The organism is Segatella intestinalis, assembly GCF_029348455.1.
In the GTDB taxonomy this organism is placed as follows: domain Bacteria; phylum Bacteroidota; class Bacteroidia; order Bacteroidales; family Bacteroidaceae; genus Prevotella.
The window spans coordinates 91,293-117,966 of the sequence record NZ_JARJVV010000013.1; the positions used below are offsets into that span (position 1 = coordinate 91,293).

22 protein-coding genes and 1 tRNA gene are annotated in these 26,674 nt (G+C 49.2%); 14 read left to right on the forward strand and 9 right to left on the reverse strand.

The features are described 5' to 3' along the window. On the forward strand, window positions 1-744 hold the full coding sequence (locus P3T48_RS10100) for a YebC/PmpR family DNA-binding transcriptional regulator (RefSeq protein ID WP_158462830.1): 744 nt from the start codon (window positions 1-3) through the stop codon (window positions 742-744). 394 nt (window positions 745-1,138) lie between these two features. Further along, window positions 1,139-1,423 (forward strand): TIGR03905 family TSCPD domain-containing protein, encoded by a 285-nt coding sequence (locus P3T48_RS10105; RefSeq protein WP_217758438.1) that lies wholly within the window; start codon window positions 1,139-1,141, stop codon window positions 1,421-1,423. Between the two features lie 25 nt (window positions 1,424-1,448). On the opposite strand, the gene P3T48_RS10110 is transcribed toward P3T48_RS10105, so the two are convergent. Further along, window positions 1,449-1,832, reverse strand: coding sequence for a DUF8479 domain-containing protein (locus P3T48_RS10110; RefSeq protein WP_276506599.1), 384 nt, complete (start codon window positions 1,830-1,832; stop codon window positions 1,449-1,451). A 205-nt stretch (window positions 1,833-2,037) separates the two neighbouring features. Here P3T48_RS10110 and lepA point away from each other — a divergent pair, with 205 nt between their 5' ends. Both lepA and P3T48_RS10120 read left to right on the forward strand, forming a co-directional pair. Continuing rightward, on the forward strand, window positions 2,038-3,831 hold the full coding sequence (gene lepA / locus P3T48_RS10115) for a translation elongation factor 4 (RefSeq protein WP_276506600.1): 1,794 nt from the start codon (window positions 2,038-2,040) through the stop codon (window positions 3,829-3,831). 54 nt (window positions 3,832-3,885) lie between these two features. Continuing rightward, complete coding sequence (locus tag P3T48_RS10120; RefSeq protein WP_276506601.1) at window positions 3,886-4,485, forward strand: Crp/Fnr family transcriptional regulator; 600 nt, start codon at window positions 3,886-3,888, stop codon at window positions 4,483-4,485. A gap of 513 nt (window positions 4,486-4,998) precedes the next feature. Here P3T48_RS10120 and P3T48_RS10125 read toward each other — a convergent pair. From P3T48_RS10125 to P3T48_RS10140, 4 genes are all read right to left on the reverse strand, one after another. Continuing rightward, window positions 4,999-6,660 carry an AMP-binding protein gene (locus P3T48_RS10125; protein WP_276506602.1) on the reverse strand — a complete coding sequence of 554 codons (1,662 nt, stop codon included), beginning with the start codon at window positions 6,658-6,660 and terminating at the stop codon, window positions 4,999-5,001. A gap of 33 nt (window positions 6,661-6,693) precedes the next feature. Further along, window positions 6,694-8,364, reverse strand: a complete 1,671-nt coding sequence (locus tag P3T48_RS10130) for an AMP-binding protein (protein ID WP_217758445.1) — start codon at window positions 8,362-8,364, stop codon at window positions 6,694-6,696. A 143-nt stretch (window positions 8,365-8,507) separates the two neighbouring features. Then, window positions 8,508-9,755, reverse strand: coding sequence for an ABC transporter permease (locus P3T48_RS10135; RefSeq protein ID WP_276506603.1), 1,248 nt, complete (start codon window positions 9,753-9,755; stop codon window positions 8,508-8,510). A gap of 39 nt (window positions 9,756-9,794) precedes the next feature. Next, entirely contained in the window at window positions 9,795-11,006 is a 1,212-nt protein-coding gene (locus P3T48_RS10140) for a pyridoxal phosphate-dependent aminotransferase (RefSeq protein ID WP_217758449.1), read from the reverse strand. A gap of 507 nt (window positions 11,007-11,513) precedes the next feature. On the opposite strand from P3T48_RS10140, the gene P3T48_RS10145 reads away from it, so the two are divergent. Further along, the gene (locus tag P3T48_RS10145; protein ID WP_158463181.1) at window positions 11,514-12,011 is read left to right on the forward strand and encodes a DUF4494 domain-containing protein; all 498 of its coding nucleotides are present in this window, start codon (window positions 11,514-11,516) and stop codon (window positions 12,009-12,011) included. Window positions 12,012-12,044: 33 nt separating this feature from the next. Beyond that, window positions 12,045-12,716 carry a YggS family pyridoxal phosphate-dependent enzyme gene (locus tag P3T48_RS10150; protein ID WP_276506604.1) on the forward strand — a complete coding sequence of 224 codons (672 nt, stop codon included), beginning with the start codon at window positions 12,045-12,047 and terminating at the stop codon, window positions 12,714-12,716. A 253-nt stretch (window positions 12,717-12,969) separates the two neighbouring features. Here P3T48_RS10150 and P3T48_RS10155 read toward each other — a convergent pair whose 3' ends face one another. The 3 genes from P3T48_RS10155 to P3T48_RS10165 all read right to left on the reverse strand — a co-directional run bounded on the left by P3T48_RS10155 (window position 12,970) and on the right by P3T48_RS10165 (window position 16,845). Continuing rightward, window positions 12,970-15,231, reverse strand: a complete 2,262-nt coding sequence (locus tag P3T48_RS10155; RefSeq protein ID WP_276506605.1) for a cation:proton antiporter — start codon at window positions 15,229-15,231, stop codon at window positions 12,970-12,972. 138 nt (window positions 15,232-15,369) lie between these two features. After that, the gene (gene pepT / locus P3T48_RS10160; RefSeq protein ID WP_158463184.1) at window positions 15,370-16,593 is read right to left on the reverse strand and encodes a peptidase T; all 1,224 of its coding nucleotides are present in this window, start codon (window positions 16,591-16,593) and stop codon (window positions 15,370-15,372) included. 178 nt (window positions 16,594-16,771) lie between these two features. After that, window positions 16,772-16,845 (reverse strand) — tRNA-Arg (locus P3T48_RS10165). Between the two features lie 304 nt (window positions 16,846-17,149). Here P3T48_RS10165 and asnA point away from each other — a divergent pair. Further along, a complete protein-coding gene (gene asnA, locus P3T48_RS10170; RefSeq protein WP_022251359.1) occupies window positions 17,150-18,187 on the forward strand; it encodes an aspartate--ammonia ligase in 1,038 nt (345 codons plus the stop codon). A gap of 60 nt (window positions 18,188-18,247) precedes the next feature. On the opposite strand, the gene P3T48_RS10175 is transcribed toward asnA, so the two are convergent. After that, the gene (locus P3T48_RS10175; RefSeq protein ID WP_276506606.1) at window positions 18,248-20,080 is read right to left on the reverse strand and encodes a DNA polymerase III subunit gamma/tau; all 1,833 of its coding nucleotides are present in this window, start codon (window positions 20,078-20,080) and stop codon (window positions 18,248-18,250) included. A 69-nt stretch (window positions 20,081-20,149) separates the two neighbouring features. On the opposite strand from P3T48_RS10175, the gene P3T48_RS10180 reads away from it, so the two are divergent. The 7 genes from P3T48_RS10180 to P3T48_RS10210 all read left to right on the forward strand — a co-directional run bounded on the left by P3T48_RS10180 (window position 20,150) and on the right by P3T48_RS10210 (window position 26,119). After that, on the forward strand, window positions 20,150-20,494 hold the full coding sequence (locus P3T48_RS10180; protein ID WP_022251357.1) for a hypothetical protein: 345 nt from the start codon (window positions 20,150-20,152) through the stop codon (window positions 20,492-20,494). Beyond that, window positions 20,478-20,906: a hypothetical protein gene (locus P3T48_RS10185; RefSeq protein ID WP_276506607.1), complete on the forward strand. Its 429-nt coding sequence runs from the start codon at window positions 20,478-20,480 to the stop codon at window positions 20,904-20,906. The genes P3T48_RS10180 and P3T48_RS10185 overlap by 17 nt, the downstream gene beginning before the upstream one ends. Before the next feature lie 97 nt (window positions 20,907-21,003). Next, complete coding sequence (locus P3T48_RS10190; protein ID WP_276506608.1) at window positions 21,004-21,810, forward strand: DUF4369 domain-containing protein; 807 nt, start codon at window positions 21,004-21,006, stop codon at window positions 21,808-21,810. A gap of 6 nt (window positions 21,811-21,816) precedes the next feature. Then, window positions 21,817-23,151 carry a dihydroorotase gene (locus tag P3T48_RS10195; protein ID WP_276506609.1) on the forward strand — a complete coding sequence of 445 codons (1,335 nt, stop codon included), beginning with the start codon at window positions 21,817-21,819 and terminating at the stop codon, window positions 23,149-23,151. Window positions 23,152-23,231: 80 nt separating this feature from the next. Next, window positions 23,232-24,077, forward strand: coding sequence for a vitamin B12 dependent-methionine synthase activation domain-containing protein (locus tag P3T48_RS10200; RefSeq protein ID WP_276506610.1), 846 nt, complete (start codon window positions 23,232-23,234; stop codon window positions 24,075-24,077). Continuing rightward, the gene (locus P3T48_RS10205; RefSeq protein WP_276506611.1) at window positions 24,074-25,279 is read left to right on the forward strand and encodes a metallophosphoesterase; all 1,206 of its coding nucleotides are present in this window, start codon (window positions 24,074-24,076) and stop codon (window positions 25,277-25,279) included. Before P3T48_RS10200 ends, P3T48_RS10205 begins: the two co-directional genes overlap by 4 nt. 81 nt (window positions 25,280-25,360) lie before the next feature. Continuing rightward, the gene (locus tag P3T48_RS10210) at window positions 25,361-26,119 is read left to right on the forward strand and encodes a lysophospholipid acyltransferase family protein (RefSeq protein WP_276506612.1); all 759 of its coding nucleotides are present in this window, start codon (window positions 25,361-25,363) and stop codon (window positions 26,117-26,119) included. Window positions 26,120-26,674: the final 555 nt, after the last annotated feature.

The following is a 26,674-nucleotide window of genomic DNA, read 5'->3' on the forward strand; positions in this document are numbered from 1 at the left end:
ATGGGAAGAGCATTTGAATATCGTAAGGCTACAAAGCTGAAAAGATGGGGCCACATGGCCAAGACATTTACTAAGTTAGGTAAGCAGATTGCAATTGCAGTAAAGGCTGGCGGTCCAGAGCCAGAGAACAACCCTACCTTGCGTGCTATCATCGCCAACTGTAAGCGTGAGAACATGCCTAAGGATAACATCGAACGTGCCATCAAGAACGCTTGTGGCAAGGATACAAGCGATTACAAGGAGGTGACTTACGAGGGATATGGTCCTCACGGTGTTGCCATCTTCGTTGACACATTGACAGACAACACCACACGTACCGTAGGTGACGTGCGCTCAGTGTTCAATAAGTTCAATGGCAACATGGGTACCACAGGTTCTCTTTCTTTCCTCTTCGACCACAAGGCTGTGTTCACCTTCAAGAAGAAGGAAGGCATGGATATGGACGAGATGATTCTCGACCTGATCGACTATGGTGTAGAGGATGAGTTCGACGAGGATGAGGAGAACAACGAGGTCACTATCTACGGTGCTCCTACAAGCTTCGGCGACATCCAGAAGCACTTGGAGGCTGAGGGCTTCGAGGTGACCGGTGCTGAGTTCACCTATATCCCTAACGACCTGAAGGACGTTACTCCTGAGGAGCGTGAGACTATCGACAAGATGGTGGAGAAGCTGGAGGAGTTTGACGATGTTCAGACCGTCTATACCAACATGAAGCCAGAGGCTTCTGAGGAGGCAGAATAAGCATTCTTTTTCGTATGATATTTAAGTTTTGTCTTAAAGCTTTTGCCCTTACAGGGCGTTTAGGGCATTGCCGTTTATACCCAGGGCGTTGCCCTGGGCTAGGAGGGGTTGCCCTTACAGGGCGCTTGGCGAAAATTAAATAATCATACGAGCACGCCCTGAAAGAATTAGTCCAATTCAGCGCTGCTTTTACTGGCACGCCCTGAAAGGATTAGCCCAATTCATCGCTGCTTTTATCGGCACGCCCTGAAAGGATTAGCCCAATTCAGCGCTGCTTTTACTGGCACGCCCTGAAAGGGCAGAAGCTCATAGCCCAGGGCATCGCCCTGGGTTTTGTGTTTATTTCACTATGCGCCCTGTAAGGGCAAAAGCTTTAAAATAAGGAGAAAACATTATGATTAATTCTAACAACGAAAATCAGGATAAGTTGCAGAAGGTGACCTATCAGACACATGGCACCTGTTCAAAGTACATCTGCATCAGTGTGGATGAGGACGGAACAGTAAGGGATGCTGAGTTTATCGGTGGTTGTGACGGCAACACCAAGGGCGTATGCGCTCTGATAAGAAACATGAAGGCCAAGGACGTGATAGCCCGACTGAAAGGCATCACCTGCGGCAACAAGCCAACCAGTTGTCCAGACCAGTTGGCTACTGCCCTTCAGCAAATGGGATATTAATTTAGTATGGCGATATGTTCAAGCTTTAGTACTTGAACGTATCGTCCAACAAAATTTTCTGGGGATTGGAAGCCGAACGGTAGATGAAACGGAAGGAGAAGTGGGCTTCCTTATAGCTCTTGAGCGCCGGGTTGTTGTCGAGTGACTGTTTCTGCAGATTGTGCAGTTTGTTACGGTTCAGGGCTATCGCCTCGGCATTGTCGGCCTTGTTGCGCAAGCTGAGATAATAAATATAAGTGCGTGAGTCTTTGTCAAACACAGCGCTGTCGGTACGGCTGTCGTTGATGTAAGGGGTGGGACATACCTTCTCTGTGTATTCGCGGGCTTCGCGTACAGCCCTGTCTTCCATGCTCTCAGTGCATGATGCCATGAGGGCAAGAGTCATGATACCGAATAAAATCTTTTTCATTTTTTTTTCTTCGTTTTTGAATTTTGTCACAAAGTTACTGCAAAATTCGTAATCCTGCAACATTTGACCCTGATTTTTCTGTCAGAAGCTCTAACTTCTCTAACTTCTGAACTTGCTAAAGTTGAGTAAATGCGAAAAAAAAGCGCAAAAAAATTGGTTTTCTCCTAAAAATAAGGTAATTTTGCATCCTAAAGTATAAATATTTATGGAGAATATCAACAAAATACGAAATTTCTGTATTATTGCACATATAGACCATGGTAAAAGTACCCTGGCAGACCGATTGTTGGAGAAGACACAGACCATCAAGATCACTGAGGGTCAGATGCTCGACGACATGGATTTGGAGCGAGAGAGAGGTATCACCATCAAGAGCCATGCCATCCAGATGGAGTACAAGGCAAATGACGGACAAACCTATATCCTCAACCTCATTGATACTCCGGGACATGTGGATTTCTCCTACGAGGTTTCACGTTCCATCGCTGCCTGCGAGGGAGCGCTCCTGGTAGTTGACGCCACACAGGGTGTGCAGGCGCAGACCATCTCCAACCTTTATATGGCCATAGATCACGACTTGGAAATCATTCCTGTCATCAACAAGATAGACATGCCTTCGGCCATGCCCGAGGAGGTGGAGGACGAGATCGTAGAACTCATCGGATGCAAGCGCGAGGAGATTCTGCGTGCCTCAGGAAAGACAGGTGAGGGCGTAGAGGATGTGCTCGAGGCTGTGGTGAACCGTGTGCCTCATCCCGAGGGTGACAACAAGGCACCTTTGCAGGCACTGATCTTCGACTCTGTGTTCAACTCCTTCCGTGGCATCATCGCCTACTTCAAGATAGAGAACGGAACCATCCGCAAGGGTGACAAGGTGAAGTTCTTCAACACCGGAATGGAATATGATGCCGATGAGATCGGCGTGCTGAAGATGGACATGATAGCCCGCAACGAGCTGGGAACAGGCGAGGTGGGATATATCATCTCGGGTATCAAGAACGCCACTGAGGTAAAGGTGGGTGATACCATTACCCATGTTGCGCGTCCCTGCGAGAAAGCCATTGCCGGTTTCCAGGAGGTGAAGCCTATGGTCTTTGCCGGTGTCTATCCCATAGACCCCAGCGACTACGAGAACCTGCGTGCCTCGTTGGAGAAGCTGCAGCTCAATGATGCCAGTCTCACCTTTATGCCGGAGAGCTCTGTGGCTTTAGGCTTCGGTTTCCGTTGTGGCTTCTTGGGTCTGCTCCACATGGAGATCATACAGGAACGACTCGACCGCGAGTTCAACATGGACGTCATCACCACCGTGCCCAACGTATCCTATATGGTATACGACAAGCAGGGCGGCGAGAAAGAGGTGCACAATCCTTCGGGACTGCCCGACCCAACGATGATCGACCATATCGAGGAACCCTATATCCGCGCCACCATCATCACATCGTGCGACTATATTGGTCCTATCATGAAACTTTGTCTCGACAAGCGAGGCGAGCTCATCAAGCAGGAGTATGTGAGTGGCAACCGTGTGGAGCTGCACTTCATGCTGCCTCTTGGCGAAATCGTTATCGACTTCTATGATAAGTTGAAGAGCATCTCCAAGGGATATGCTTCCTTCGATTATCACATAGACAGCTTCCGTCCTTCCGACCTGGTGAAGCTCGACATTCTGCTCAACGGTGAGCCTGTGGATGCCCTGAGTACCCTGACCCACCGTGAGAATGCAGTTGCCTTTGGTCGCAGAATGTGTGAGAAGTTGAAAGACCTGATACCCCGTCAGCAGTTTGACATCGCTATACAGGCTGCCATCGGAGCCAAGATTGTGGCACGCGAAACCATCAAGCAGGTGCGTAAGGACGTTACAGCCAAGTGTTATGGTGGTGACGTAAGCCGTAAGCGCAAACTGTTGGAGAAGCAGAAGAAGGGTAAGAAGCGTATGAAGCAGATCGGTAATGTGGAAGTGCCACAGAAGGCATTCCTTGCCGTATTGAAACTCGACTAACCATTTCAAGTAAGATAAAAGCTATCAAGCAACATAAATCAAGGAGGTAGAATAATGAATGATTTAAGGACGATTACTCCCAAGCGTGATATTGCCAGGGAGTTGGCGCGTAAGTACAGTACGATGACTCACGACGAGCTCGACATCCTGGAGGGTATCCTGGAGCCTGTGAAATACGGCAAGGGCGAGATGATCCTTACGGAAGGTGAGGTGTGTCGTGGTATCTCTTATATCGAGAAGGGTCTTGTGCGCCAGTTCTATAATAAGAATGGCAAGGAGGTGACCGAGCATCTGGGCGTCGACCATACCATCTTTATGTGTATCGAGAGCCTTTTCAAGGAGGAACCTACTCGTCTTCAGGTGGAGGCTCTTGAGGCTACCCTGGTTTATATCTTGCCTAAGTCGAAACTGGAGGCTGCCGCCATCCGCAATGTCAACATTCAGATGTTGTATCGTAAGATTCTGGAGGAGAGTCTCATCCAGTCGCAGGTTCATGCCGACCTGATGCGTTTCGAGACTGCGCCCAACAAATACAAGCGTCTGTGCGAACTGAGTCCTCAGGTGGTGTTGCGTGCTCCATTGACTTACATTGCCAGCTATCTGCAAATGACTCCCGAGACATTGTCACGCATCCGTTCGGGTGTGTTGCTATAAAGATGTAATAACCAAAAAGTCCTGCTTCACAATGATGAAGCAGGACTTTTTAGTTATTGAAATTTCGCATATTTGCCCCACACGCCCTGAATCAACGGTCACCGACCGAAGATAAAGGTCAGAAGCTCACAGAAGCAGCACGCCCTGAATCAACGGTCACCGACCGAAGATAAAGGTCAGAAGCTCACAGAAGCAGCACGCCCTGAACCAATGGTCATCGGCCGAAGGTAAAGTTTTCTATAAGCAGCACGCCCAGAAAGGGCAGAAGCTCTTAGCCCAGGGCAACGCCCTGGGTATAAAGGCATTCAGCAATGCGCCCTGTAAGGGCAAAAGCTTTAAAACTTCAGTCAATAATAAAGCTTTTGCCCTTACAGGGCGACATGTTTGCGAACATAACAACCCAGGGCAACGCCCTGGGCTAAGAGCTTCTGCCCTTTCTGGGCGTGCTGCTTTTATGAGTAAAGCATTTGTCTTAACTCCTTAACTCCTTAACTCCTTAACTTCTTAACTCCTTTATTCAGTATACAGGAATCGCTTGATACTCTTCTTAGGAGTTTTCTCGAATTCCTCTTTGTGGATTCTTATCTCTGACACCTTGCAGTAGGCAGGAACCATGGTGTTAAGCTCCTGGCGGTTCTGCTCCATGATATCCATCAGCTCTTTCTCGCCTAAGTTGAGTGTCTGAGCCTCGTCGTAGTCGGGATGTACCAAGCCAATGAGCTTGTTGCCCTTCTGTATCACCACACTCTCGCTCACGAGTGCTAAAGAGTTGAGCTTGTCCTCGATCTCCTCAGGATAGATGTTCTGACCGCTGGCACCCAAGAGCATGTTCTTGCTGCGGCCCTTGATGTAGACATTGCCGTCGCCATCCATTGTGCCAAGGTCGCCGGTGTGGTACCATCCTTCCTTGTCGATAGTGTTGCGTGTGGCTTCCTCGTTCTTGTAGTATCCCAACATCACGTTAGGACCCTTTGCCAGGATCTCACCAGGAACATTCTCGGGGTCAGGACTGTCGATCTTCACCATCATGTTCTTGGCAGCCTTGCCGCAAGAACCCGGTACGAAATATTTGTAGTCCTCATAGCAGATGATAGGCGCACACTCTGTGGCACCATAGCCCACGGTGTATTTGAAACCAATGCCATGCAGGAAGCTCTCCACCTCCTTGTTGAAGGCAGCACCACCGATGATAATCTCGTAGAAGTTGCCTCCGAAGGCCTGTGTCACCTGTTCGCATATCTTCTCACGCACCTTCTTGCTGATGACTGGCATGTGGAGAAGCATACGCATGCGGTTGTTCTGAATCTTGGGGAACACCTTCTTGCGGATAATCTTCTCGATGATGAGCGGCACAGCAATGATGATGGCTGGCTTGATGCGGCTGAAAGCCTCGGCGATGATAGCCGGACTTGGTATGCGGGTGAGGAAGAAGATGTGGCAACCGGAAAGAACCTCGAAGAGGAACTCGAACGCCATGCCATACATGTGAGCCAGTGGAAGAATGCTGATGATAGGGTCGCCAGCCTTGATCTCCTTGGGCAATACACTCATAGCAAAGTCGAAGTTGCTCCAGAGTGCACGGTAAGGCACCATGACACCCTTGGAGAAGCCTGTAGTACCGCTGGTGTAGTTGATGAGCGCTATCTGGTCAGGGTTCTCCTCAATATAATAATGTACGTGTTCCTTGCGGAAATACTTAGGGAACTTGATACCGAACATCTCGTTGAGATGCTCGCGTGCATAGGTGAGTTTGTCGGTACGTGATACCACCAGAGAATAGTCGGGTATATAGATGATTCCCTCTAATCCGGGCATCTTGGTAGCGTCAATCTGTGTGGCAACGACATCGCCCACAAACAGCAGTTTGGCATCGCTATGGTTGACGATGTTATGGATTTGCTCTGGCATAAACTCGTGCAGGATAGGCACGGCGACAGCTCCATAGGTAAGAGTTGCCAGGAAGGCAACTGCCCAGTTGGCACTGTTTCTACCGCAAAGGGCAATCTTGTCACCTTTTACTACGCCAGAATTCTCGAACATGATGTGCAATTTCTCTATTTTGCGTGCTACATCGTGAAACTGCAAGGTAGCTCCCTTGTAGTCGGTAAGAGCATCCATGTCCCAATGGTCGATGATGCTCTTTTGGATAAGTGCATTAAAGCTTGGTATCTCCATATGCTTGTATTCTAATAGAATTGTCTAAGTGGTTTATGAGGCTGCCTCTTGATACAGGTAGCGCTTGATGGATTTCTTGGCAGTCTTCTCAAACTCGTTCTCGTGTATCTGAATGCCGGAAATCTTGGCAAACGATGGCATCTGGGAGTTGAGTTCCACACGGTTCTGATCCATGATGTGCTCCAGGTCCTCAGCGGTAAAGCCCATGGATGAAGCCTCGTCATAGTCGGGGTGGATCAGCGCCACGAGTTTGTTGTTTCGCTGAACAATGATGCTCTCGCTGACCAATGCCATCGAGTTGAGTCTGTCTTCTATCTCTTCGGGGTAGATGTTCTGTCCATTGGCACCTAAGAGCATATTCTTGCTGCGTCCCTTGATAAAGAAATGTCCGTCGGCGCTCATGGTGGCCAGGTCGCCAGTATGGAACCAACCGTCCTTGTCGATGACAGCATGGGTAGCCTCGGGATTCTTGTAGTATCCTTTCATCACATTGATGCCACGGCAAACCAACTCGCCAGGTACGTTCTGTGGGTCGTCGCTCAGCACCTTTACCTCCATGTGCTTCACAGCCACGCCACAGCTTCCTGCCACGTAGTCGTCCTGATGGGCAAAGGTGATGAGGGGAGCTGTCTCGGTGGTTCCGTAACCCATGGCGATGGGGAAGCCGATGCTGACAAAGAAGTTCTCTATCTCCTTGTTGAGAGGCGCACCGCCTACTACGACCTCGTAAGGATGCTCGCCAAACTCGCCCAGCACAAACTCGCGTATCTTCTCCTTGATGCGCTTGCTCAGTACAGGCATGCTGGTAAGCAGTCTGACCCAGTTGGTCTGCACGCGTGGGAACACATGCTTTCTTACGATCTTGTCGATCACCAATGGCACGGCGAAGATGATGTCGGGCTTCGTCTCGTTGAGAGCCTCGGAAATCAGTGTAGGGCTGGGCTGGCGGGTGAGGAAGAAGATGTGGTTGCCCAATACGATATTGAAGATAAACTCGGTCATCAACCCGTACATGTGAGCCATGGGCAGGGTGGAGAGGATGTTGCAGTTCTTGCCTATCTTGGGTTTTACGGTGTCCATGAGATAGTCTAAGTTGCCCCAGAGGGCACGATAGGGCAGCATCACTCCCTTAGAGAAACCTGTAGTACCGCTGGTATAGTTGATCATTGCCAACTCCTCAGGGTCGTCAACATGATACTTGATATGTTCTTTGCGGAAATATTTGGGATACTTGTGTCCGAAGATTTCATTGAGATGTTCGCGGGCATAAGTGAGTTTCTCAGAACGGGAAAGGACGAGCGAGAAATCGGGAAGATAGACGATACCTTCGAGCGAGGGCATCTCTTCGGCATTGATTTCTGTGGCTACTACATCGCCCACGAAGAGCATCTTGCTCTCGCTGTGGTTTACGATGTTGTGAATCTGTTCGGGCTTGAACTCATTCTGTATAGGAACCACGATGGCACCATAGGTAACAATGGCCAGGAAGGCCACTGCCCACTGGCTGCTATTTCGTCCGCAAACAGCTATCTTGTCGCCCTTTATCACACCGCTGTTCTCGAACAGGATGTGGAGCTTTTCTATCTTTCTGGCTACATCATGATATTGCAGTGTTGCTCCTTTGTAATCGGTAAGAGCATCCAAATGCCAATTATTGATGATGCTTTGCTCAATATACGAGTTGAAACTTGGTATTGAATTCATTGCACAGTTTACAAAATTTTGTGCAAAGATACATTAATTTCTGCACACAACAAAAAAATATGTGCACAAAATGAATAAAAAGGGAAAAAAAGTGGTTTTTCTTGCATTATAGCCCATGAATGTGGGCTATAATGCTGTTGTGATTATTCATATCGCATCGATTTGGCTGGATGGATATGTGAGATGAGGTAGCTGGGTGCCACCAGCATGAAGACGCTGATGAGGAGTGTTGCCACATTGAGCGCCACGATATACAAGGCATTGATCTCTACGGGAACGGTGCTCACATAATAGGTCTGTGCGTCCAACTTGATGATGCCGAAGGCTTGCTGAAGCGCTAAGAGTCCTAAAGACAGGACATTGCCGATGAGCATTCCCTTGCCGATGATGAAGACGGCAAACCACATGAAGGTGTGGCGGATGGTCTTATTGCGTGCGCCCAAAGCCTTCAGGATGCCTATCATCGAGGTGCGTTCCAGGATGATGATGAGCAAGCCGCTGATCATCGTCACGCCTGCCACGATGAGCATCAGGGCGAGGATGATCCATACGTTGAGGTCCATGAGGTCGAGCCATTGGAAAATCTGTGGGTTCAGCTCCTTGATGGTGGCGCTGCTGTAGGTCTCGCCATAATGGTCTACTGTGCCTTTCACCTTGCTGATTACCCGACTCTCTACCATGTCAAGGTTGTCGAAGTTGTTGACGGAAAGCTCGGCTCCGCTTGCCTGGTCGCTTTCCCATCCGTTGAGTTTGACGGCCGTATAGAGGTCGGTGAAGACGATGGTCTCGTCGTATTTCTTCAGGTTGGTCTGGTAGATGCCCGCAATGGTAAACCTTCGCGTGCGTACACCATTGTTGTCGAAGAAATAGGCAAAGATGCGCTGTCCTGACTTCAGGTGCAGTTTGTCCGCCATCAACTGAGAGACAAGAATCTTGTTGTGACTCACGCTGTCGGAGAAAGGAGGAATGCTTCCCTCCACCATGTTGTTGTGGATGAAGGTAGAGTCGAAGTCGGGACCCACTCCCTTGAATGCCACGCCCAGGAAGTCGCTGTCGGTCTTGAGGATTCCTTCCTTCATGGCAAAGCGCTGAACGTGAGCCACATCGGGAATATGTTTCAAAACGTCGATCATGGAGTCGTCGATGACGATGGGGTATTGTTCCATCTGCTGCAGGGTGAGGAAGTCGGCCACTTGTATATGACTTCCGAAGCCGATGACCTTGTCGCGGATGGTGTGTTTGAATCCCAGCACCACACAGACGGAGATAATCATGACGGCAAGTCCGATGGCTACTCCGGCAGTGGCAATATGTATGGCAGGGCGAGAAACTTTTCGTTTGTCGCCCTGCTCGCTGTATAATCTTTTAGCTATGAAAAGTGGAAAATGCATGTTATAATGGAAAATGCATATAATATTGGAAAATGCATATTATATTCCTTCGTCCTCAACGCGTCCTGGATAAGCCTCCAAAGCCTTGGCAAGTACTATGAGTGCACGGTCCAGATCGTCTTTTTTCAGTACGTAAGCCATACGCACCTGGTTCTTGCCTGCACCGGGAGTGGTATAGAAGCCGGAGGCAGGAGCCATCATGATGGTCTCGCCCTCGTATTCGAACTCTTCAAGGCACCAACGGCAGAACTTGTCGGAATCGTCGATAGGCAGTTTGGCCACGGTGTAGAAGGCTCCCATAGGAATAGGAGAGTAGACACCGGGTATGCGGTTGAGTCCGTCGATGAGGCACTTGCGTCGCTCTACGTACTCATCGTACACATCGCGATAGTACTCTTCTGGCGCATCGAGAGAGGCCTCGGCTACAATCTGTCCGATAAGGGGTGGAGAAAGACGAGCCTGGCAGAACTTCATCACCGCCTTGCGTATCTCGGCATTCTTGGTGATGAGGGCACCCACACGGATACCGCACTCGCTGTAACGCTTCGATACTGAGTCGATAAGCACGGTGTTCTGCTCGATGCCTTCGAGGTGCATGGCACTGATATAGGGGCTTCCGGTATAGATGTACTCACGGTATACCTCATCAGAGAAGAGGTAGAGGTCGTATTTCTTGACGAGGTCGCGAATCTGGTTCATCTCCCTGCGGGTATAGAGATATCCGGTAGGGTTGTTGGGGTTGCAGATCAAGATGGCGCGTGTGCGCTCGTTGATAAGCTCTTCGAACTTCTCGACCTTAGGCAAGGAGAAGCCTTCCTCTATCGTAGTGGCAATGGTACGTATCTTGGCACCTGCCGAGATGGCGAATGCCATATAGTTGGCATAGGCAGGTTCGGGCACGATGATTTCGTCGCCAGGATTGAGGCAGCTCATGAATGAAAAGAGCACAGCCTCTGAACCTCCTGCTGTGATGATGATATCATCGGCAGTAATGTTGATGTTGAACTTCTTGTAGTAATCCACCAGTTTCTCGCGATAGCTAAGATAGCCCTGGCTGGGAGAATACTCCAGGATGGTGCGGTCGATATGCTTCAGTGCATCAAGACCACACTGAGGAGTAGGGAGGTCGGGCTGACCGATGTTGAGGTGATACACCTTGACTCCTCGTTTTTTTGCTGCGGCAGCAAGAGGCGCCAACTTTCTGATAGGCGACTCTGGCATTTCAAGTCCACGTACTGATATTTCAGGCATCTTTAATACTTTCTGTTGAACTTTCGCTGGTTCAGGAGTTAACTTCCCGCACACGCGAAAGTTGAGTTTTCTATATTATAGTTTTGCAAATACAAATGTGCTTGTTTTGCTTTCGGATGCAAAGGTAAGAAATTTCAGTGATATTTGAGAAAAGAAACGACAGATTTTTTATTTTTTATTAAATTCTGTAGCATTGTGTTGTTCTTATGCTTTCTTTTTTATAACTTTGCATCTCGAAAAAGATATGGAATTTTCGCAAGAGGGAGTATTTGGGGAGTCCAGGAGATTTCTCTGGAGTTAAGGAGTTAAGACAAATGCTTTTGTGGACATGAAATAAAATGTTCAACATTTCCTCCAAGGCTATTGGCTATAACTTCTAATGACCGAAGGGAGTGATAACTTCTTTAACTTCTCTAACTTCTTAAAATAATAATTTCTCAAGAAGATAGTTTCTGTACTTGCGCGAGTTCTATTTTAATATTAATGACCAATTAAAAACGAATCGTTATGAGATCAAGAATGAGTACATGGTTTGAAACCAAAGTAAGATACACCAAGGCTCAGGAGGATGGCTCCGAGAAGCCAGTTACCGAGGCTTATGTAGTAGACGCGCTGAGCTTTACTGAGGCTGAGAGTCGTATCACCGACGAGATGGCTGTCTATGTGTCTGGCGAATTTAAGGTGTCGGGCATCAGCAAGGCTGCCTATGGTGAGGTGTTCTTCAGTGATATGGATGGCGACGACAAATGGTACAAGGCCAAGTTGTCGTTTATCACCATTGATGACAAAACCGAGAAGGAGAAGCGTACTACCGTCAACTACCTGGTGCAGGCCAAGTCGCTTGCCCGTGCCCTGCGCTATATCGACGAGGTGATGGGTAAGACCATGAACGATTATGATGTTGTGGCTCTGGCTGAGACCAAGGTGATGGACGTGTTTGAACATACTGTTCCTGGAGAAAACAAGGAAGAGAAGAACGACAAGCCTGAGTACGAAGAGGCATAAAAACTTGCTAAAGTTCAATAATACTATAATATAATGTATGATGTAGCAAAAAACTTGCATGAGGTGTTAGACCAGTTGCCTAAGGGTGTTCGTCTGGTCGCCATCAGCAAGTTTCATCCCGAGGAGTATTTGTCGGCTGCCTATGCAGAGGGACAACGAATTTTTGGAGAGAGTCATGAGCAGGAACTTGCCAAGAAGGTGGCAGATCTGCCCAAAGACATAGAATGGCATTTCATCGGTCATCTGCAGACCAACAAGGTGAAGTACATAGCGCCTTACATCAGTATGATAGAAGCTGTGGATAGTCTCAAGTTGTTGAAGGAAATCAACAAGCAGGCTGCCAAGCACGACAGGGTGGTGAAGGTGTTGTTGGAACTTCATATTGCTGCGGAAGAGACCAAGTACGGACTGACATTGGACGCTTGCCGTGCCTTGTTGGAAGAAGGAGAATGGCGTTCAATGGAGCATGTGCAGATTTGTGGACTGATGATGATGGCATCTAATACGGATGACACCGAGCAGATAGCCCGCGAGTTTGACACGGCAGCTCGCTTCTTCGATGAGGTGAAAGCCAAGTACTTTGCCGATGATGATGCGTTCTGTGAGCGCAGCTGGGGCATGAGTCATGACTATCCGATAGCTATCCAGCATGGAGCCACTTTGGTTCGTGTAGGTACAGCTATATTTGGACCACGCATTTACTAAATTAAGGAGATTTTTTCTGGAGTTAAAGGAGATTTATTCTGGAGTTAAAGGAGTTAAGGAGTTAAGGGAGTTAAGACAACAGCCTTAATTCGCGGAAGTTAAAGAAGTTATCACTCCCTTCGGTTGTTAGAAGTTATAGCCAATAGCCTTTGTGGATTGAAAATTAAACATTTAACATAACACATTTCCTCAAATGCTATTGTCTTAACTCCTTTAACTCCATAACCCCATAACTCCTGAAATCTCTCCCTTCCTAATTCTTATTCATGATTTTCTGCAGGGCCGCCTCTTCGCCAACGATCCAGATGATGTCGCCTTTCTGGAAGGTGTAGGAAGGCGAAATTTTGGTGAGACTCTCCAAGCCTTCTTCCAGTCCGACAACCATACAGTCGTATTTGTCACGGATTCCGCTTTCGCCCAAGGTCTTGCCGCAGAACTCACTCTTTCCACTGATTACCAACTGGCGAAGCTTCATCTCTCTTTTCTCTATATCCAAGTCCTCGGGTACAAGTTCAGTCTGCAGGGCGTTGTTGAACTTCTGTGTCTGTTCGTCATTGCCGATGATCTGCAGTTTGTCGCAGGGGAATATAGTGGTGTCGCCGTTGGGGATGTTGATTCTTCTTGATCCGCGATAGATGCTGCTCATGTCGATGCCGAAGCGCTGACGCAGGTTGAGTTCTCTCAGTGTGTGTCCGCACCAGGTAGAGTCTTCAGGCACCTCAAACTCGCTGATGTGGATGTCTCGGTCGAGCAGGTGTCCCTCGTAGAGAGGCCGTTTGGTGCCCTTCACCTGTGCCTCGATGTCGCGTGAGCGAAGGTTGCGGATGAACAGACGCTCCATCTTGATGCTTCGTTTCTTCGTTCTTCTGGAAACGATGATGAGCAATACCGCCACAATACCGATGCTGATCATCAGCGCATCGGTAAACCGGCTCAGGAAGTTGCAGATATAGAAGATAAAGCCCAGGGCTATCATAAACCTCACCACGATGGTGGAGAGGAGCGGTATGCGGTTGATGCTGCTCTCCACCCACAGTCGTTTCCACTCGTTGCTGTGGTTTTTCTTCATCACGATGGCACGCAGGAAGGGTGCTATGAAGATGACGGTGAGCACGCCCGTGATGGCATTGGCGTACCAATGGAGTCGCCAGCCTGGCAGTAGGTTGCGCATTAAGGGAAGTACGAACGTGAACATCAAGGCTATGACAGCCGCACTCAGGATGGAGTAGGCCACGGTGTTGACTGTCATCTGTCTGAGGAGCGCCTTCCATTTGCTCTGTTGTGTGGTGGATGGGCGGTTGGTCGCCAGATGGTTGAGTGCTGTGATCAACTTGTTGGGCAGATGCTTCTCCATGACCTGGTAGCTTGGCGTGGCAAGGCGTATCATATAAGGTGTAAGGAAGGTGGTGATGACCGAAACCGCCACGACCACAGGATACAGGAACTTGCTGATGACACCCAAAGACAATCCCAACGAGGCGATGATGAACGAGAACTCGCCTATCTGAGCCATGGAGAAGCCGCATCGCATGGCCGACTTGAGCGACTCACCGCCCAGCATGAAACCAAAGGTTCCCAATACAGCCTGACCTATCAGGATGGTGAGCACGAGGGCAAGGATAGGCAGGGCATAGTCGACCAGGATCTGTGGATCAACCAGCATACCCACCGACACAAAGAAGATGGCTCCGAAGAGGTTTTTAACAGGCTCTACCAGCTTGATGATTTTCTCTGCCTCAATGGTCTCGGCAAGGATGCTGCCCATGACGAAGGCACCGAAAGCACTGGAAAATCCCACCTTGGTGGACAGTACCGCCATGCCGCAGCAGAGTCCGAGGGACACGATGAGAAGCGTCTCGCTGTTGATGAGTTTGCGCACAGACCTGAGGAAGAGTGGGATGGCAAAGATGCCCACGATGAACCACAGGATGAGGAAGAAGACAATCTTGATGACCGACTCAAACATCTGTTCGCCGTCGGGCGTGTTTCCTCCTGCGATGGCCGAAAGCATCACCATCATAACAATGGCAAGAATGTCTTCCAGGATGAGCACACTCATCACCATACTGGCAAACTTCTGTTGCCGCAGTCCCATGTCGTCGAAGGCCTTATAGATGATGGTGGTGGAACTCATGGCAAGCATGCCTCCGAGGAAGATACAGTCCATCTTGTTCCAGCCGAATCCATGACCCACGCTGATGCCCAGCATCATCATACAGAACACGATGACGACGGTGGAGATGATGGGCGATGCTCCCATCTTCACGATCTTCTTGAACGAGAAATCGAGTCCGAGCGAGAACAGGGTGAAGATGACGCCGATGTCTGCCCAGGTCTGAATGTCGTTGTCGTCGATCACTGACATGGTGTAGGGCATGTGGGGAGAGACCAGGAAACCTGCCACGATATAGCCTAACACAAGGGGTTGCTTGAGTTTCTTGAACAAGAGGGTAACAATTCCTGCTACCATCAGGATGAGTGCGAGGTCTTTTACGAGGAATGGAATTTCTGCCATGACTTTCTAATTTAACTTCTGTAACTTCCCCATTTGCGAAAGTTGAGTTACTTTCTAAAAGCAAAGGAGCTCATGAGCCAGAACCTGATGTAGTGTTTAGGTTTTGTTGGCATCATGAAGCTCCTTTACTTCTTATGATTAGTCGTTGTATTCGGCTGTTATTTCTGCTATTTTGACGATGGTCTGAACTACTTTCTCCATGACCTGTATGCTGACGAACTCGTGAGGACCATGGAAGTTGACGCCACCGGCGAAGATGTTAGGACAGGGCAGACCTTTGAAACTGAGCTGTGCTCCGTCGGTTCCGCCACGGATAGGTTCCACGCGAGGAGGAACTCCGCTTTCCTGCATGGCTCTCAGCACGATGTCGATGACATGCATGTTGGGGTCTATCTTCTCCTTCATGTTGTAGTATTGGTCGTTGATCTCGGCCGTGCAGGTTCCCTCGCCGTATTTCTCGTTGAGTTTCTTGGCGCAGTCGGCAATGAATTTCTTGCGGTCTTCGAACTTGCTGCGGTCGTGGTCGCGGATGATGTAGCTGAGTTTGGCTTCCTCGCATCGGCTCTCGATGCCAATGAGATGATAGAAACCCTGGTAGCCCTCGGTAGCCTCTGGCGTCTCGTCCTCGGGAATCATGTTCTGGAACTCTACGGCGAGTCGGCTGGCGTTCACCATCTTGCCCTTGGCATAACCGGTATGCACGCTCACACCCTTGATTTTGATCTTGGCACCAGCGGCATTGAAGTTCTCGTATTCGAGGTCGCCCAAGTCGCCGCCGTCAACGGTGTAAGCCCAGTCGCAGGCAAACTTGTCTACATCGAAATGATGAGCTCCCATACCGATCTCCTCGTCAGGGTTGAAGCCTACACGTATGTCGCCGTGCTTGATTTCGTTGTGGTCGCGCAGATAGCACATCGCCTGTACGATTTCGGCAATACCAGCCTTGTCGTCGGCTCCCAGCAGAGTGGTGCCGTCTGTGACGATGATGTCTTCGCCCTTATGGGCTTTCAGCTCAGGGAACTTGCTCACGCTTGATATGATGCCAGGGCTCAGTTCGATGTCGTTTCCATCATAGTTGCGTATGATTCTTGCCTTGACATCCTTGCCACTTGCATCAGGACTGGTGTCCATGTGTGAAATGAAGCCAATGGTAGGTGTTTCCTTCTTGGTATTGCCTTTCAGTGTGGCGTAGATGTAACCCATGTCGTCCATCTCCACATCACTGAGTCCTTCGTCCTCCAACTCCTTTTTCAGGTACTTGGCAAATTCCAACTGTTTCGAAGTGCTGGGCACACTGTCGGAGTCTTCGCTCGACTGTGTGTCGAATTTGGTGTAATTGATAAATCTTTCTACTAAGTCCATAATTTTGAAAATAGAACTTTCGCTGGGTTCAGAAGTTCTGGAGTTTAGCGGTTATGGAGTTAAGGCAATGGTCTTTTGCTGATACTTTGGCAGTAAAGGATATGGCTGTAACTTCTTTAACTTTTCTAACTTCTTTCACTTCCACCCTTGTGAAACTGCAGTTTTTTAATAAAATTAGTGACTCCGCTGGGATTCAAACCCAGGACCTTCAGAACCGGAATCTGACGCTCTATTCAGCTAAGCTACGGAGCCCTTATATATAATAAGGTATAGGAAACGTGCTGTACGTTGGCATATACGTGTGCAAAAATACAGATTTTATTTGAATTGACCAAATTTTGAATGAATAAAGTGAGTACAGGTTGCTTTCTTTCGTCATTTGGTGAGGTATGAGAGCCGAAAAGTCGGAAAAGTTAGTAAAAAGTGCATAAAGTCTATACAAAAAGAAAGGAAAATGGATAAAATGATTAACAAAATATAAAAATATTGTTCAGAATAGTTGCAGTATGATAATATTTTTGTATCTTTGCACAGAATTTTAAATACTAATGCAAAAATGAGTAAGCTTATAAAGCCTATCGGTTATCAGGCATTGCTGGACATGCGTCAGACCGAGATGGGAATCAAGTTGATAAAAGAGTTCTTCCAGCAGAACTTGGCTACAGAGTTGCGTCTTCGTCGTGTGACAGCACCTCTCTTTGTGTTGAAAGGTTTAGGTATCAATGATGACCTCAACGGTGTGGAGCGTCCTGTAACCTTCCCCATCAAGGACTTAGGAGACGCCCAGGCTGAGGTGGTTCACTCGCTGGCTAAGTGGAAGCGCCTTACCTTGGCGGAGTATGAGATAGAGCCTGGTTATGGCGTGTATACAGATATGAATGCCATCCGTGCCGACGAGGAGTTGGACAACCTTCACTCTCTCTATGTAGACCAGTGGGACTGGGAGGCAGTGATCGAGAAGAAAGACCGCACGTTGGCTTTCCTTCGCGATGTGGTTCGTCGCATCTATGCTGCCATTTTGCGCACTGAGTATCTTACCTGTGAGCATTATCCACAGATTAAGCCTTTCCTGCCCAAAGAGATTCACTTTATTCATGCCCAGGAGTTGTTGGATATGTATCCCGACAAGACTCCCAAGGAGCGTGAGGATGCCATCTGCGAGAAGTATGGTGCCGTATTCATCGAGGGAATCGGTTGCAAGTTGAGCGATGGAAAGAAGCATGATGGCCGAGCTCCCGACTACGATGACTGGAGTACGGTGGCTGAGAATGGTTTGCCAGGTCTTAATGGCGATATCCTGATCTGGTATCCTGTATTGGGCAGAAGTTTCGAGTTGAGTTCCATGGGTATTCGTGTGGACAAGGAGAGTCTGTTGCGCCAGTTGAAGTTGGAAGGCAAGGAAGACCGCGAGAAACTCTATTTCCACAAGCAGTTGCTTGGCGGCAAGTTGCCATTGAGCATTGGTGGCGGTATCGGCCAGAGCCGTCTCTGTATGGTTCTGTTGCATAAAGCTCACATCGGCGAGATTCAGGCAAGTATATGGCCTGAGGAAATGCGCGAGGAATGTGAGAAAGCTGGAATGTCGCTGATTTAAGGAGATTTTTTTAGGAGTTAAAGGAGTTAAGGAATAACTCCTTTAACTCCCGATAAACCATCATGTCATCACCAGCTTCAGCGTATTGCAAAGCTTGTCCAAGGCAGGGTTTTCTTTTCTCATATTCTCCAGCACCTCTCTCTTGTTGAGAATCTTCTTGACTTCCTCTTTGTGAGAAAGTCGGTAGGAGATGACGATGTTGGTGTTGTGCAACCCCCGAACCAGTGTGTTTCTGATTCTGTTTTTAATGTTTTGCATGTCGTCGAGCAACAGTTGGTTGTCGGCGACAATTTCTATGTTGGGGCATTTCGTCAGCTTGGGCTTGATGGCCTGCATACGGTGCGACAGACCTATGAGTTCTTTGTTGTTCTGTGCCATGCGTACGCACATGCCCGTCCACTGATACTGCAGGGCGTCTTCGTTGAATTCGCATTGTTCGGAGTCATCAGTGCTTCTGATGGCTTTCACGTCGGCGGTAGGGTTCAACTGCTGTTTTACCATCTCCATGTTTTTCTTCAGGTTGCTGAAGGTCATGCCGATGGTTCCCAGTTTGACGGCGCCTTTGCTGATGGGTTTTACTTGATGTTTGTTATTGGCAGCCTCGTTGTTGGTTTCGTTTTCCGAAGCATGAAGGGGCTGGACAGCAGTCTGAGGAGTTTTTTCGTTGCTCTCCTCACCGTTGCCTTTAAGCTCAGCACCTGCACCCTGAATGGCAGGCTTCAGCTGGGCTATGATTTTCTGAAACAGGGATTTTAATCTATTGGGCGTACGCCCCGCACTCGGAATGTCTTTGTCCTCGGGCTGGGTGATCTGTCCGATCTCTATCAGTGTGAGCTCCACCAGCAGTCGTTTGTTTGAACTCTGTCGGTAGTTGATGTCACATTTGTTGGCTATCTGCAGCGCCTTATATAAGAAAGGTGTAGGCGCCTTCTGAGCCTGTTGCTGATATTTGGCTTTCTGAGCCTCGCTGGTTTCCAATAGGGGAAGCGTCTTGGAATCTTTCGCCATCAGCACGTTACGTACATGCTGTGCCAGACCCTGTATCATGTTGCCGCCGTCGAATCCCTTGTCCAAGATGCCGTTCAGCAGGAGCATCATCTCCGACACGTTGTTCTCCAGTGCACAGTCTATCAGTTTGAAGTAATTGTCGCTGTCCAGCACGTTGAGGTCTTCTGTCACCTTCTGATAGGTCAGGTTGCCCTGGCAGAAACTCACCGCCTGGTCGAATATCGAGAGAGCGTCGCGCATACCTCCGTCTGCCTTTTCGGCTATTACTGCCAGCGCCTGCTCCTCGTAGCTGATGCCTTCCTTCTCAGCCACCATCTTGAGGTGGTTGATGGTGTTGGGCACGGTCATGCGCTCAAAGTCGTATATCTGGCATCGGCTCAGGATGGTAGGCAGAATCTTGTGTTTCTCGGTGGTGGCGAGGATGAAGATGACGTGCTGTGGCGGCTCCTCCAGTGTCTTAAGGAAGGCATTGAAGGCTGCAGAACTGAGCATGTGTACCTCGTCGATGATAAACACCTTGTACTTTCCGATCTGTGGCGGTATGCGCGTCTTCTCCATCAGCTCCTTGATGTGGTCCACACCATTGTTGCTGGCGGCGTCGAGCTCAAAGATGTTGTACGACCGCTGTTCGTTGAACGACTTGCAGCTCTCGCACTCGTTGCATGCCTCGCCGTCCTCCTTGGGGTGCTCGCAGTTGATGGCCTTGGCGAAGATGCGTGCACAGGTGGTCTTTCCTACACCTCTTGGACCGCAGAACAGATAGGCATGAGCCAGCTTGCCGCTCTTCACGGCATTCTTGAGCGTTGTGGTCAGAGCGCTCTGTCCTACAACCGAATCAAAGGTCATCGGACGGTACTTTCTTGCAGAAACAATATATTCTTCCATTATTTTTTCTTAAATGATGATGCAAAGATAACAAAAAAATATTATCTTTGCAAACAAATTCATAAATTAATGAGCAGAAGATTGAGTATAATATGGAACTACCTCTCTCATTATAAGTATCTTATAGTGATTGTGGTGGGCGTGCTGGTGGTCGGTTTCATCGACGACAACAGCATCATGCAGCATATAAAATATAAAGTTCAGATCCATAACCTGCAGTTGGAGATAGACAAGTACACTACTCTCTATCAGAATGACATCCAGATGTGGCATGAGATGAATCATGGCGGCAGGGCTTACGAGCGGATAGCCCGTGAGCGCTATTTCATGAAGGCAGATGACGAGGATATTTTTGTGCTGAGTACTGATTTACCGAATAATGACAACGAACAAGACAATGAAACAACTGAATAAGATTCAAACATCTATTTTTATATTAGGAGGAGTGTTGATGGTGATAGGCGCAGGCTGCTTCGCCTTCGGTTATATGATTTATCCCCAGCTGACCCTTTACACCAGCTGGCTTTTCCTCTTGGGCACGGTAGCTTTCAGCGTGATGCAATCGATGCAACTCTATGAAGGCTCGTCGCAGGTGGTTCACCGTCTGAAGCGCATTCAGGCAGTGGCCGACATCTTCTTCGTGCTGTCGGGCATCTCGATGGTAGATACAGTCTATGCCTTTGCCCGCAACTGGTTTTCCAACTACGAGACCTATATCACCTATTTCTACAACAAGTGGGTGGTGTTTCTGTTGGTGGCAGCCCTCATCGAATTGTACACCACACACCGTATTTCGCATGAATTGAAAAAGGAAGAATGCAAATAAAACCTAAATACATGCAATATTCAATTAAATAGCATAAATTTTTTTTCGTACTTCAATTTAACATTGTACTTTTGTTAGCCGAAATAGAAAACAGCTTATGAACAAGATATTTTACGCATTTATTTCCTTATTGACGTTGACATCGTGTGCCAACAGTTACGACATAACCGGAACTTCCAATGTGAGCACGTTGGACGGACGTATGCTCTACCTGAAAGTTTTGAAGGACGCAGAGTTCAAGAGCGTTGACTCCTGTGACGTCGTTCACGGACAGTTCCACTTCGACGGCACACTTGATTCTGTAAGAATGGCCAATATCTTTATGGACGATGAGCCCGTGTTGCCCCTTGTCCTGGAGAGCGGAGCCATCACGGTCAAGCTTGACGATACACAGCAGGTGGTAAGCGGAAGCCCTCTCAACGACAAGTTGTTTGGCTTCTTCAAGAAATATCAGCAGCTGCAGAATCAGCAGCGCGAACTTGTGCATAAGCACGACCAGGCCATCATGAACGGAAGCGACATGAACGTCGTGACCCGTCAGCTCACAGCTGAGGCCAACCGCCTGGCTGAACAGGAAGACAAGTTGGTGACTACTTTCGTGACCGACAACTTCGACAATGTGCTCGGAGCAGGCGTCTTCTTCCTCGTCACCATGGGCAATCAGTATCCCATGCTCACCCCATGGATAGAGGACATCATGAGCAAGGCCACCGACCATTTCAAGAACGACTCTTATGTAAAGGACTATTATCAGAAGGCTCAGGAGAACGAGCAGATCATGAACGGAACCCGCGATATGCAGACCGGAGCACCAGCCGTGTCAGCCCAGCCTGCGCCCGAAGCAACGCCAGCGCCTACACCCAACGACCTGGCGCGTCCTACCATTCCAGAAAAAAAAGAATAACCAGGTATGAAAACATTGATTAAAAATGGAACTATCGTCAACGAGGGAAAGACATTCCGAGGATACCTCGTTGTCGATGGCGAACAGATAACACATATTTATAATGGCGAAGAAGCACCTCGTGGCAGTTTCGACAAGACAGTCGATGCCTCGGGGTGTTTTGTTATGCCAGGAGTGATCGACGACCATGTGCATTTCCGTGAGCCCGGTCTCACTGCCAAGGCCGACATCGAGAGTGAGAGCAGGGCCGCAGCCTTTGGCGGCGTCACCTCTTATTTCGACATGCCCAACACGGTGCCTCAGACCACTACACTCGAAGCCCTGGCCGACAAGACGGCTCTCGGCAGCCAAAAAAGTCATGTCAACTATGCCTTCTTCTACGGCGCCACCAATGACAATGTGGAGAGTTTCTCCCAGTTGGACCGTCATCGCATTCCCGGTATCAAGCTCTTCATGGGCTCCAGCACTGGCAATATGCTTGTCGACAAGGCTGAGTCGCTGCGCCGCATCTTCCAGGCAGCTCACGATCTCGACTTGCCCTTGATGGCTCATTGCGAGGATACCGACATCATCAACAGCAATATGGCAGCCTTTAAGAAGCGGTATGGCGACGACCCCGCGGTAGAGTTCCATCCCGCAGTACGCAGCGAACAGGCCTGCTATGAGAGTAGTCGTCTGGCTGTGCAGTTGGCTCATGAGTATGGCACTCGTCTGCATATCGCCCACGTCACAACGGCTCGCGAGCTCGACCTCTTTACGCCAGGTTCCTCGGTGACGGGCGAGGCTGTCATTGCCCACCTCTATTTCACCGAGGCGGATTATGCTACCAAGAAGGCGCTCATCAAGTGCAACCCTGCCATCAAGACCCTGTCCGACCGCACGGCATTGCGCAAGGCTCTGACTGACGGCAGAATCGCCACCATAGGTACCGACCATGCTCCCCATGAGTGGAAAGACAAGCAGGGAGGTTGCGCCAAGGCTGCCTCGGGCATGCCGATGGTTCAGTTCTCCTTGGTCACCATGCTCGAACTGGTAGATGAGGGCGTGCTTACCCTCGAGCGGATGGTAGAGCTGATGGCTCATCAGCCTGCTCGTCTCTTCGAAGTAGAGAAGCGTGGTTTCCTGCGCGAGGGTTATCAGGCCGATATCGTCATCGTTCGTCCCCATGCTCCCTGGACACTGACTCGCGACCAGATTCAGAGTAAGTGCAGGTGGAGTCCTATGGAGGGCCACGAGTTCCAGTGGCGAGTGGAGCAGACCTTCTGTAATGGCCGTCTCGTCTACGACAAGGGTGCCTTCGATGCCTCTGTTAAGGGACAGCCCATTCTGTTCAGAAGTTAAATCCAGAAGCAAAATTCAGGAGGCGTTAAGAAGTTAATACAAATGCCTTGAGGGAATGTTTAATCTTTAAAGTTTAAAGGATGCACTCGCAGGTCCTCACATACGATATAGACGAAGTAGTACCCTACATCAACTGGCTTTATTTCTATCATGCCTGGGGCATGAGTGGTAAGCCTTTGGCCGAGAAACAGCGGCTGCGTGATGAGGCTTCCGCCATGATGCAGTCGTGGCAGGGGCGTTATCACACCCATGCGATCTTTGCCCTTTACTCAGCCAATGCCGACATGGACGACCTGCTGTTTTATGCAGATGACACAGCCGATGCCAGGTTCACCCGCATTCCTCTGTTGCGCCAGCAGCATCCAGTGGCTGCCGGAAGCCCCAATCTCTGTCTTGCCGATTTCGTGCGTCCTCTTTCAGGCGGCGTGCGCGACAGGGTAGGGTTGTTTTGTGCCTCCGTCGAGGCAGGAGTGCTGGAGGCTTACAGGGGCGACGATTATCTGTCGATGATGGCACAGGTGCTGAGCGACCGCCTTGCCGAGGCCACGGTCGAGAAGATGCACTTAGAGGTTCGTCGCCACTTCTGGGGCTATGCTCCCCATGAGCGTCTCACGATGGAGCAGCTTCATCGTGAGGAATATCAGGGCATCCGTCCTGCCGTGGGCTATCCGTCGTTGCCCGATGTCAGCGTCAACTTCGAAATCGACCAGCTTCTCACCATGTCGCAGATTGGCATCCGGCTTACCGAGAGCGGCATGATGATGCCCCATTCCAGTGTGTCGGGACTGATGTTCGCCCATCCTCAGGCCCATTATTTCGACCTGGGCAAGATTGACGAAGAACAGTTGCGCGACTATGCGCGTCGCCGTGGCATCCCCGTCGAGTTGATGCGCCGTTATTTACAGAGTAGTTTGATTAAGAAATGATAGCACGCATATATATATGGATTCTCTTGGGCACCCTTTTGCCTTATCTGTGGTGCTTCTGTCATGAGCTGCGTCGCAGCCGTTTGGCGAGGCGCTTGTTGCTTTGGCTTCCGGCATCCGTCGTCATTGGCTATAGTGGCTATTTAGCGCTACAACCCAACTTCGTGCCCGACCGTCCGGTGCTTGTCGACGTGTGGTTTGTCGTCATGGCGCTGTTTGCCGTTCCCGTCTTCGTCTATGCCCTGTTCAGTTTTGTAGGCTGGTGTGTGATGAAGGCACTCAAGGGCAGGCGCAACTGGGGGCGGCTCATAGGTCTTGTCATGGGCCTCCTGTCCGTCGGCGTTTTCCTTTATGGCTTCACTTATGGCTTCCGTGAGTTGGAGGTGAAGCGTGTCACCATAGCTGTGCCCCAGCTTCCTGCCAGTTTCGACGGCTATCGCATTGTCCTCTTCAGCGATTTCCATGCTGGATCCTATTACGGTTGGCGCAGCGATCTGCCACAGCGTGATGTCGACAGCATCAATGCCCAGCATCCCGATATGATTTGTTTCACTGGCGATATTCAGAACACCCGTCCGTCCGAGCTCAAGCCTTACGTCAGAATGCTTTCCTCCCTGCGTGCCAAGGACGGCGTATACAGTGTGCTGGGCAATCATGACTACAGCTATTATGTGAAAGCCGACTCGCTCACCTGTCTCAGGCAGGAGCAGGAGACTCGCCGGCTGGAATGGCAGATGGGATGGCATCTGCTTCTCAACGAGCACGCCGTGGTGCATCGCGGTTCCGACTCCATCTATGTTGCGGGCACAGAAAACTTCAAGAAACCTGCTCATGCCAATGTGGCAAAGGCGCTTCGGGGCATCCGTCCAGGCCACTTCGTCCTAATGCTTCAGCACATCCCCACGCAGTGGGAGGACATGGTTCCTTCGCGCATCAACCAGGTGTATGGCAGGAAAGGCGAGGTGTTGGTGGCGCCGCAGCTCACTCTGAGCGGCCACACCCATGCCGGACAAATATCCGTGTTCGGATTACGTCCCACGATGTTTGCTCCCTATGACTATGGCCTCTATGAGCGCGAGGGCTGTCAGCTCTTTACCACCGCCGGCTTAGGTGGTGTGGTTCCCATCCGTGTCGGTTCCACCGCCGAGATTGTGGTTATCACACTGAAATCCCTTAACTTCTCGAACGACCGAAGGGAGTGATAACTTCCTTTAACTTCTCTAACTTCTCAAAAAAAATAACTTTCCACGAAAAAAATCATTCAAAAAAATATTGAACCACAAATGAAGTATCTGTATCGCATTTATCAGTTGTTGATTTGTCTTCCAATCCTTTTGGTGGCAAGCATTTTGACCAGTGTCATCACAGTCTTGGGCTGTATGTTGGGTAATGGCCATTTCTGGGGCTATTATCCTGGCAAGTTGTGGTCGCAGTTGTGGATCCGTCTTCTCCTGCTGCCCGTCAAGGTAGAAGGCAGGGAACATCTGCAGAAGAATCAGAGCTACGTGTTCGTGGCCAACCATCAGGGGTCATTCGACATCTTTTTGATTTATGGCTTCTTAGGTCGTAACTTCAAGTGGATGATGAAGAAGGCGCTCCGCAAGGTGCCCTTGGTAGGTATTGCCTGCCAGTATGCCCATCACATCTTTGTCGACAAGAGCGGCCCTTCCAAGATACGTGCCTCTTACGACAAGGCCCGCGAGGAACTACAGGAAGGAATGTCATTGGTAGTCTTCCCCGAAGGTGCCCGCACCTTCACAGGTCACATGGGTGTGTTCCGTCGAGGAGCCTTCATGTTGGCAGACGAGTTGCAGTTGCCCGTCTGTCCGCTCACCATCAACGGCAGTTTCGATGTGAAGCCGCGCATGAAGGACATGTATTGGATTTTCTGGCATCCTCTTCGTCTTACTATTCACGAGCCCATCCAGCCGATAGGCAAGGGTGCCGAGAATATCAAGAACCAGATGACAAAGAGTTACGACGCTATCATGTCTGGGCTCGTCCCCGAGTACCAGGGTTTCGTCGAGAATCCTGACCAGTAATATGCTGCTATAAAAGATGATTTGACCTGTACAGGTCGGCACGGGCAGAAAGCCCCTATAAGCAGCACGCCCTGAAAGGGCAGAAGCTCTTAGCCCAGGGCATCGCCCTGGGTTATTATGCTTGCAAACTTGTCGCCCTGTAAGGTAGGGTGTTCAAAATCCGTTTAAAATTTGGCACGTTTTTTAGTCGAATAATCGGTTCAACTAACTGATATTCAATAATTATCGACACGAATATTGCGCAGAACTAAAAAATGTCACATTTTTGAATTCTTAACACGTTGATTTCGTGTGAATTAACTTGTATTTTGGTGCAAAAAACGTGTCGGAAAATTAATAGATTTTGAACACCCTACCTGTAAGGGCAAAAGCTTTACATATCGCAACGGATTTTCCATTTTTATTAGGTGTATTTTAAAGCTTTTGCCCTTACAGGTAGGGTGTTCAAAATTCGAATCAAAAATCCGGTATAAAAAATGGTGTTATTTCGGTGCAGCTAAGTTACTGATTTTTAACACTTTAATATACGAAATAGTTCTTTGAAAATTTGCATAA

Bases quoted from the DNA above. Each gene is read 5' to 3' on its own strand.
- P3T48_RS10130 (WP_217758445.1), bottom strand. From the start codon at position 8,364: ATGAATTCAATACCAAGTTTCAACTCGTATATTGAGCAAAGCATCATC.
- P3T48_RS10200 (WP_276506610.1), top strand. From the start codon at position 23,232: ATGCACTCGCAGGTCCTCACATACGATATAGACGAAGTAGTACCCTAC.
- P3T48_RS10190 (WP_276506608.1), top strand. From the start codon at position 21,004: ATGAACAAGATATTTTACGCATTTATTTCCTTATTGACGTTGACATCG.
- P3T48_RS10150 (WP_276506604.1), top strand. From the start codon at position 12,045: ATGTATGATGTAGCAAAAAACTTGCATGAGGTGTTAGACCAGTTGCCT.
- P3T48_RS10180 (WP_022251357.1), top strand. From the start codon at position 20,150: ATGAGCAGAAGATTGAGTATAATATGGAACTACCTCTCTCATTATAAG.
- P3T48_RS10210 (WP_276506612.1), top strand. From the start codon at position 25,361: ATGAAGTATCTGTATCGCATTTATCAGTTGTTGATTTGTCTTCCAATC.
- P3T48_RS10105 (WP_217758438.1), top strand. From the start codon at position 1,139: ATGATTAATTCTAACAACGAAAATCAGGATAAGTTGCAGAAGGTGACC.
- P3T48_RS10140 (WP_217758449.1), bottom strand. From the start codon at position 11,006: ATGCCTGAAATATCAGTACGTGGACTTGAAATGCCAGAGTCGCCTATC.
- P3T48_RS10205 (WP_276506611.1), top strand. From the start codon at position 24,074: ATGATAGCACGCATATATATATGGATTCTCTTGGGCACCCTTTTGCCT.
- P3T48_RS10195 (WP_276506609.1), top strand. From the start codon at position 21,817: ATGAAAACATTGATTAAAAATGGAACTATCGTCAACGAGGGAAAGACA.
- P3T48_RS10125 (WP_276506602.1), bottom strand. From the start codon at position 6,660: ATGGAGATACCAAGCTTTAATGCACTTATCCAAAAGAGCATCATCGAC.
- P3T48_RS10145 (WP_158463181.1), top strand. From the start codon at position 11,514: ATGAGATCAAGAATGAGTACATGGTTTGAAACCAAAGTAAGATACACC.
- P3T48_RS10185 (WP_276506607.1), top strand. From the start codon at position 20,478: ATGAAACAACTGAATAAGATTCAAACATCTATTTTTATATTAGGAGGA.
- P3T48_RS10120 (WP_276506601.1), top strand. From the start codon at position 3,886: ATGAATGATTTAAGGACGATTACTCCCAAGCGTGATATTGCCAGGGAG.
- pepT (WP_158463184.1), bottom strand. From the start codon at position 16,593: ATGGACTTAGTAGAAAGATTTATCAATTACACCAAATTCGACACACAG.
- P3T48_RS10135 (WP_276506603.1), bottom strand. From the start codon at position 9,755: ATGCATTTTCCACTTTTCATAGCTAAAAGATTATACAGCGAGCAGGGC.
- P3T48_RS10155 (WP_276506605.1), bottom strand. From the start codon at position 15,231: ATGGCAGAAATTCCATTCCTCGTAAAAGACCTCGCACTCATCCTGATG.
- P3T48_RS10175 (WP_276506606.1), bottom strand. From the start codon at position 20,080: ATGGAAGAATATATTGTTTCTGCAAGAAAGTACCGTCCGATGACCTTT.
- lepA (WP_276506600.1), top strand. From the start codon at position 2,038: ATGGAGAATATCAACAAAATACGAAATTTCTGTATTATTGCACATATA.
- P3T48_RS10100 (WP_158462830.1), top strand. From the start codon at position 1: ATGGGAAGAGCATTTGAATATCGTAAGGCTACAAAGCTGAAAAGATGG.
- asnA (WP_022251359.1), top strand. From the start codon at position 17,150: ATGAGTAAGCTTATAAAGCCTATCGGTTATCAGGCATTGCTGGACATG.
- P3T48_RS10110 (WP_276506599.1), bottom strand. From the start codon at position 1,832: ATGAAAAAGATTTTATTCGGTATCATGACTCTTGCCCTCATGGCATCA.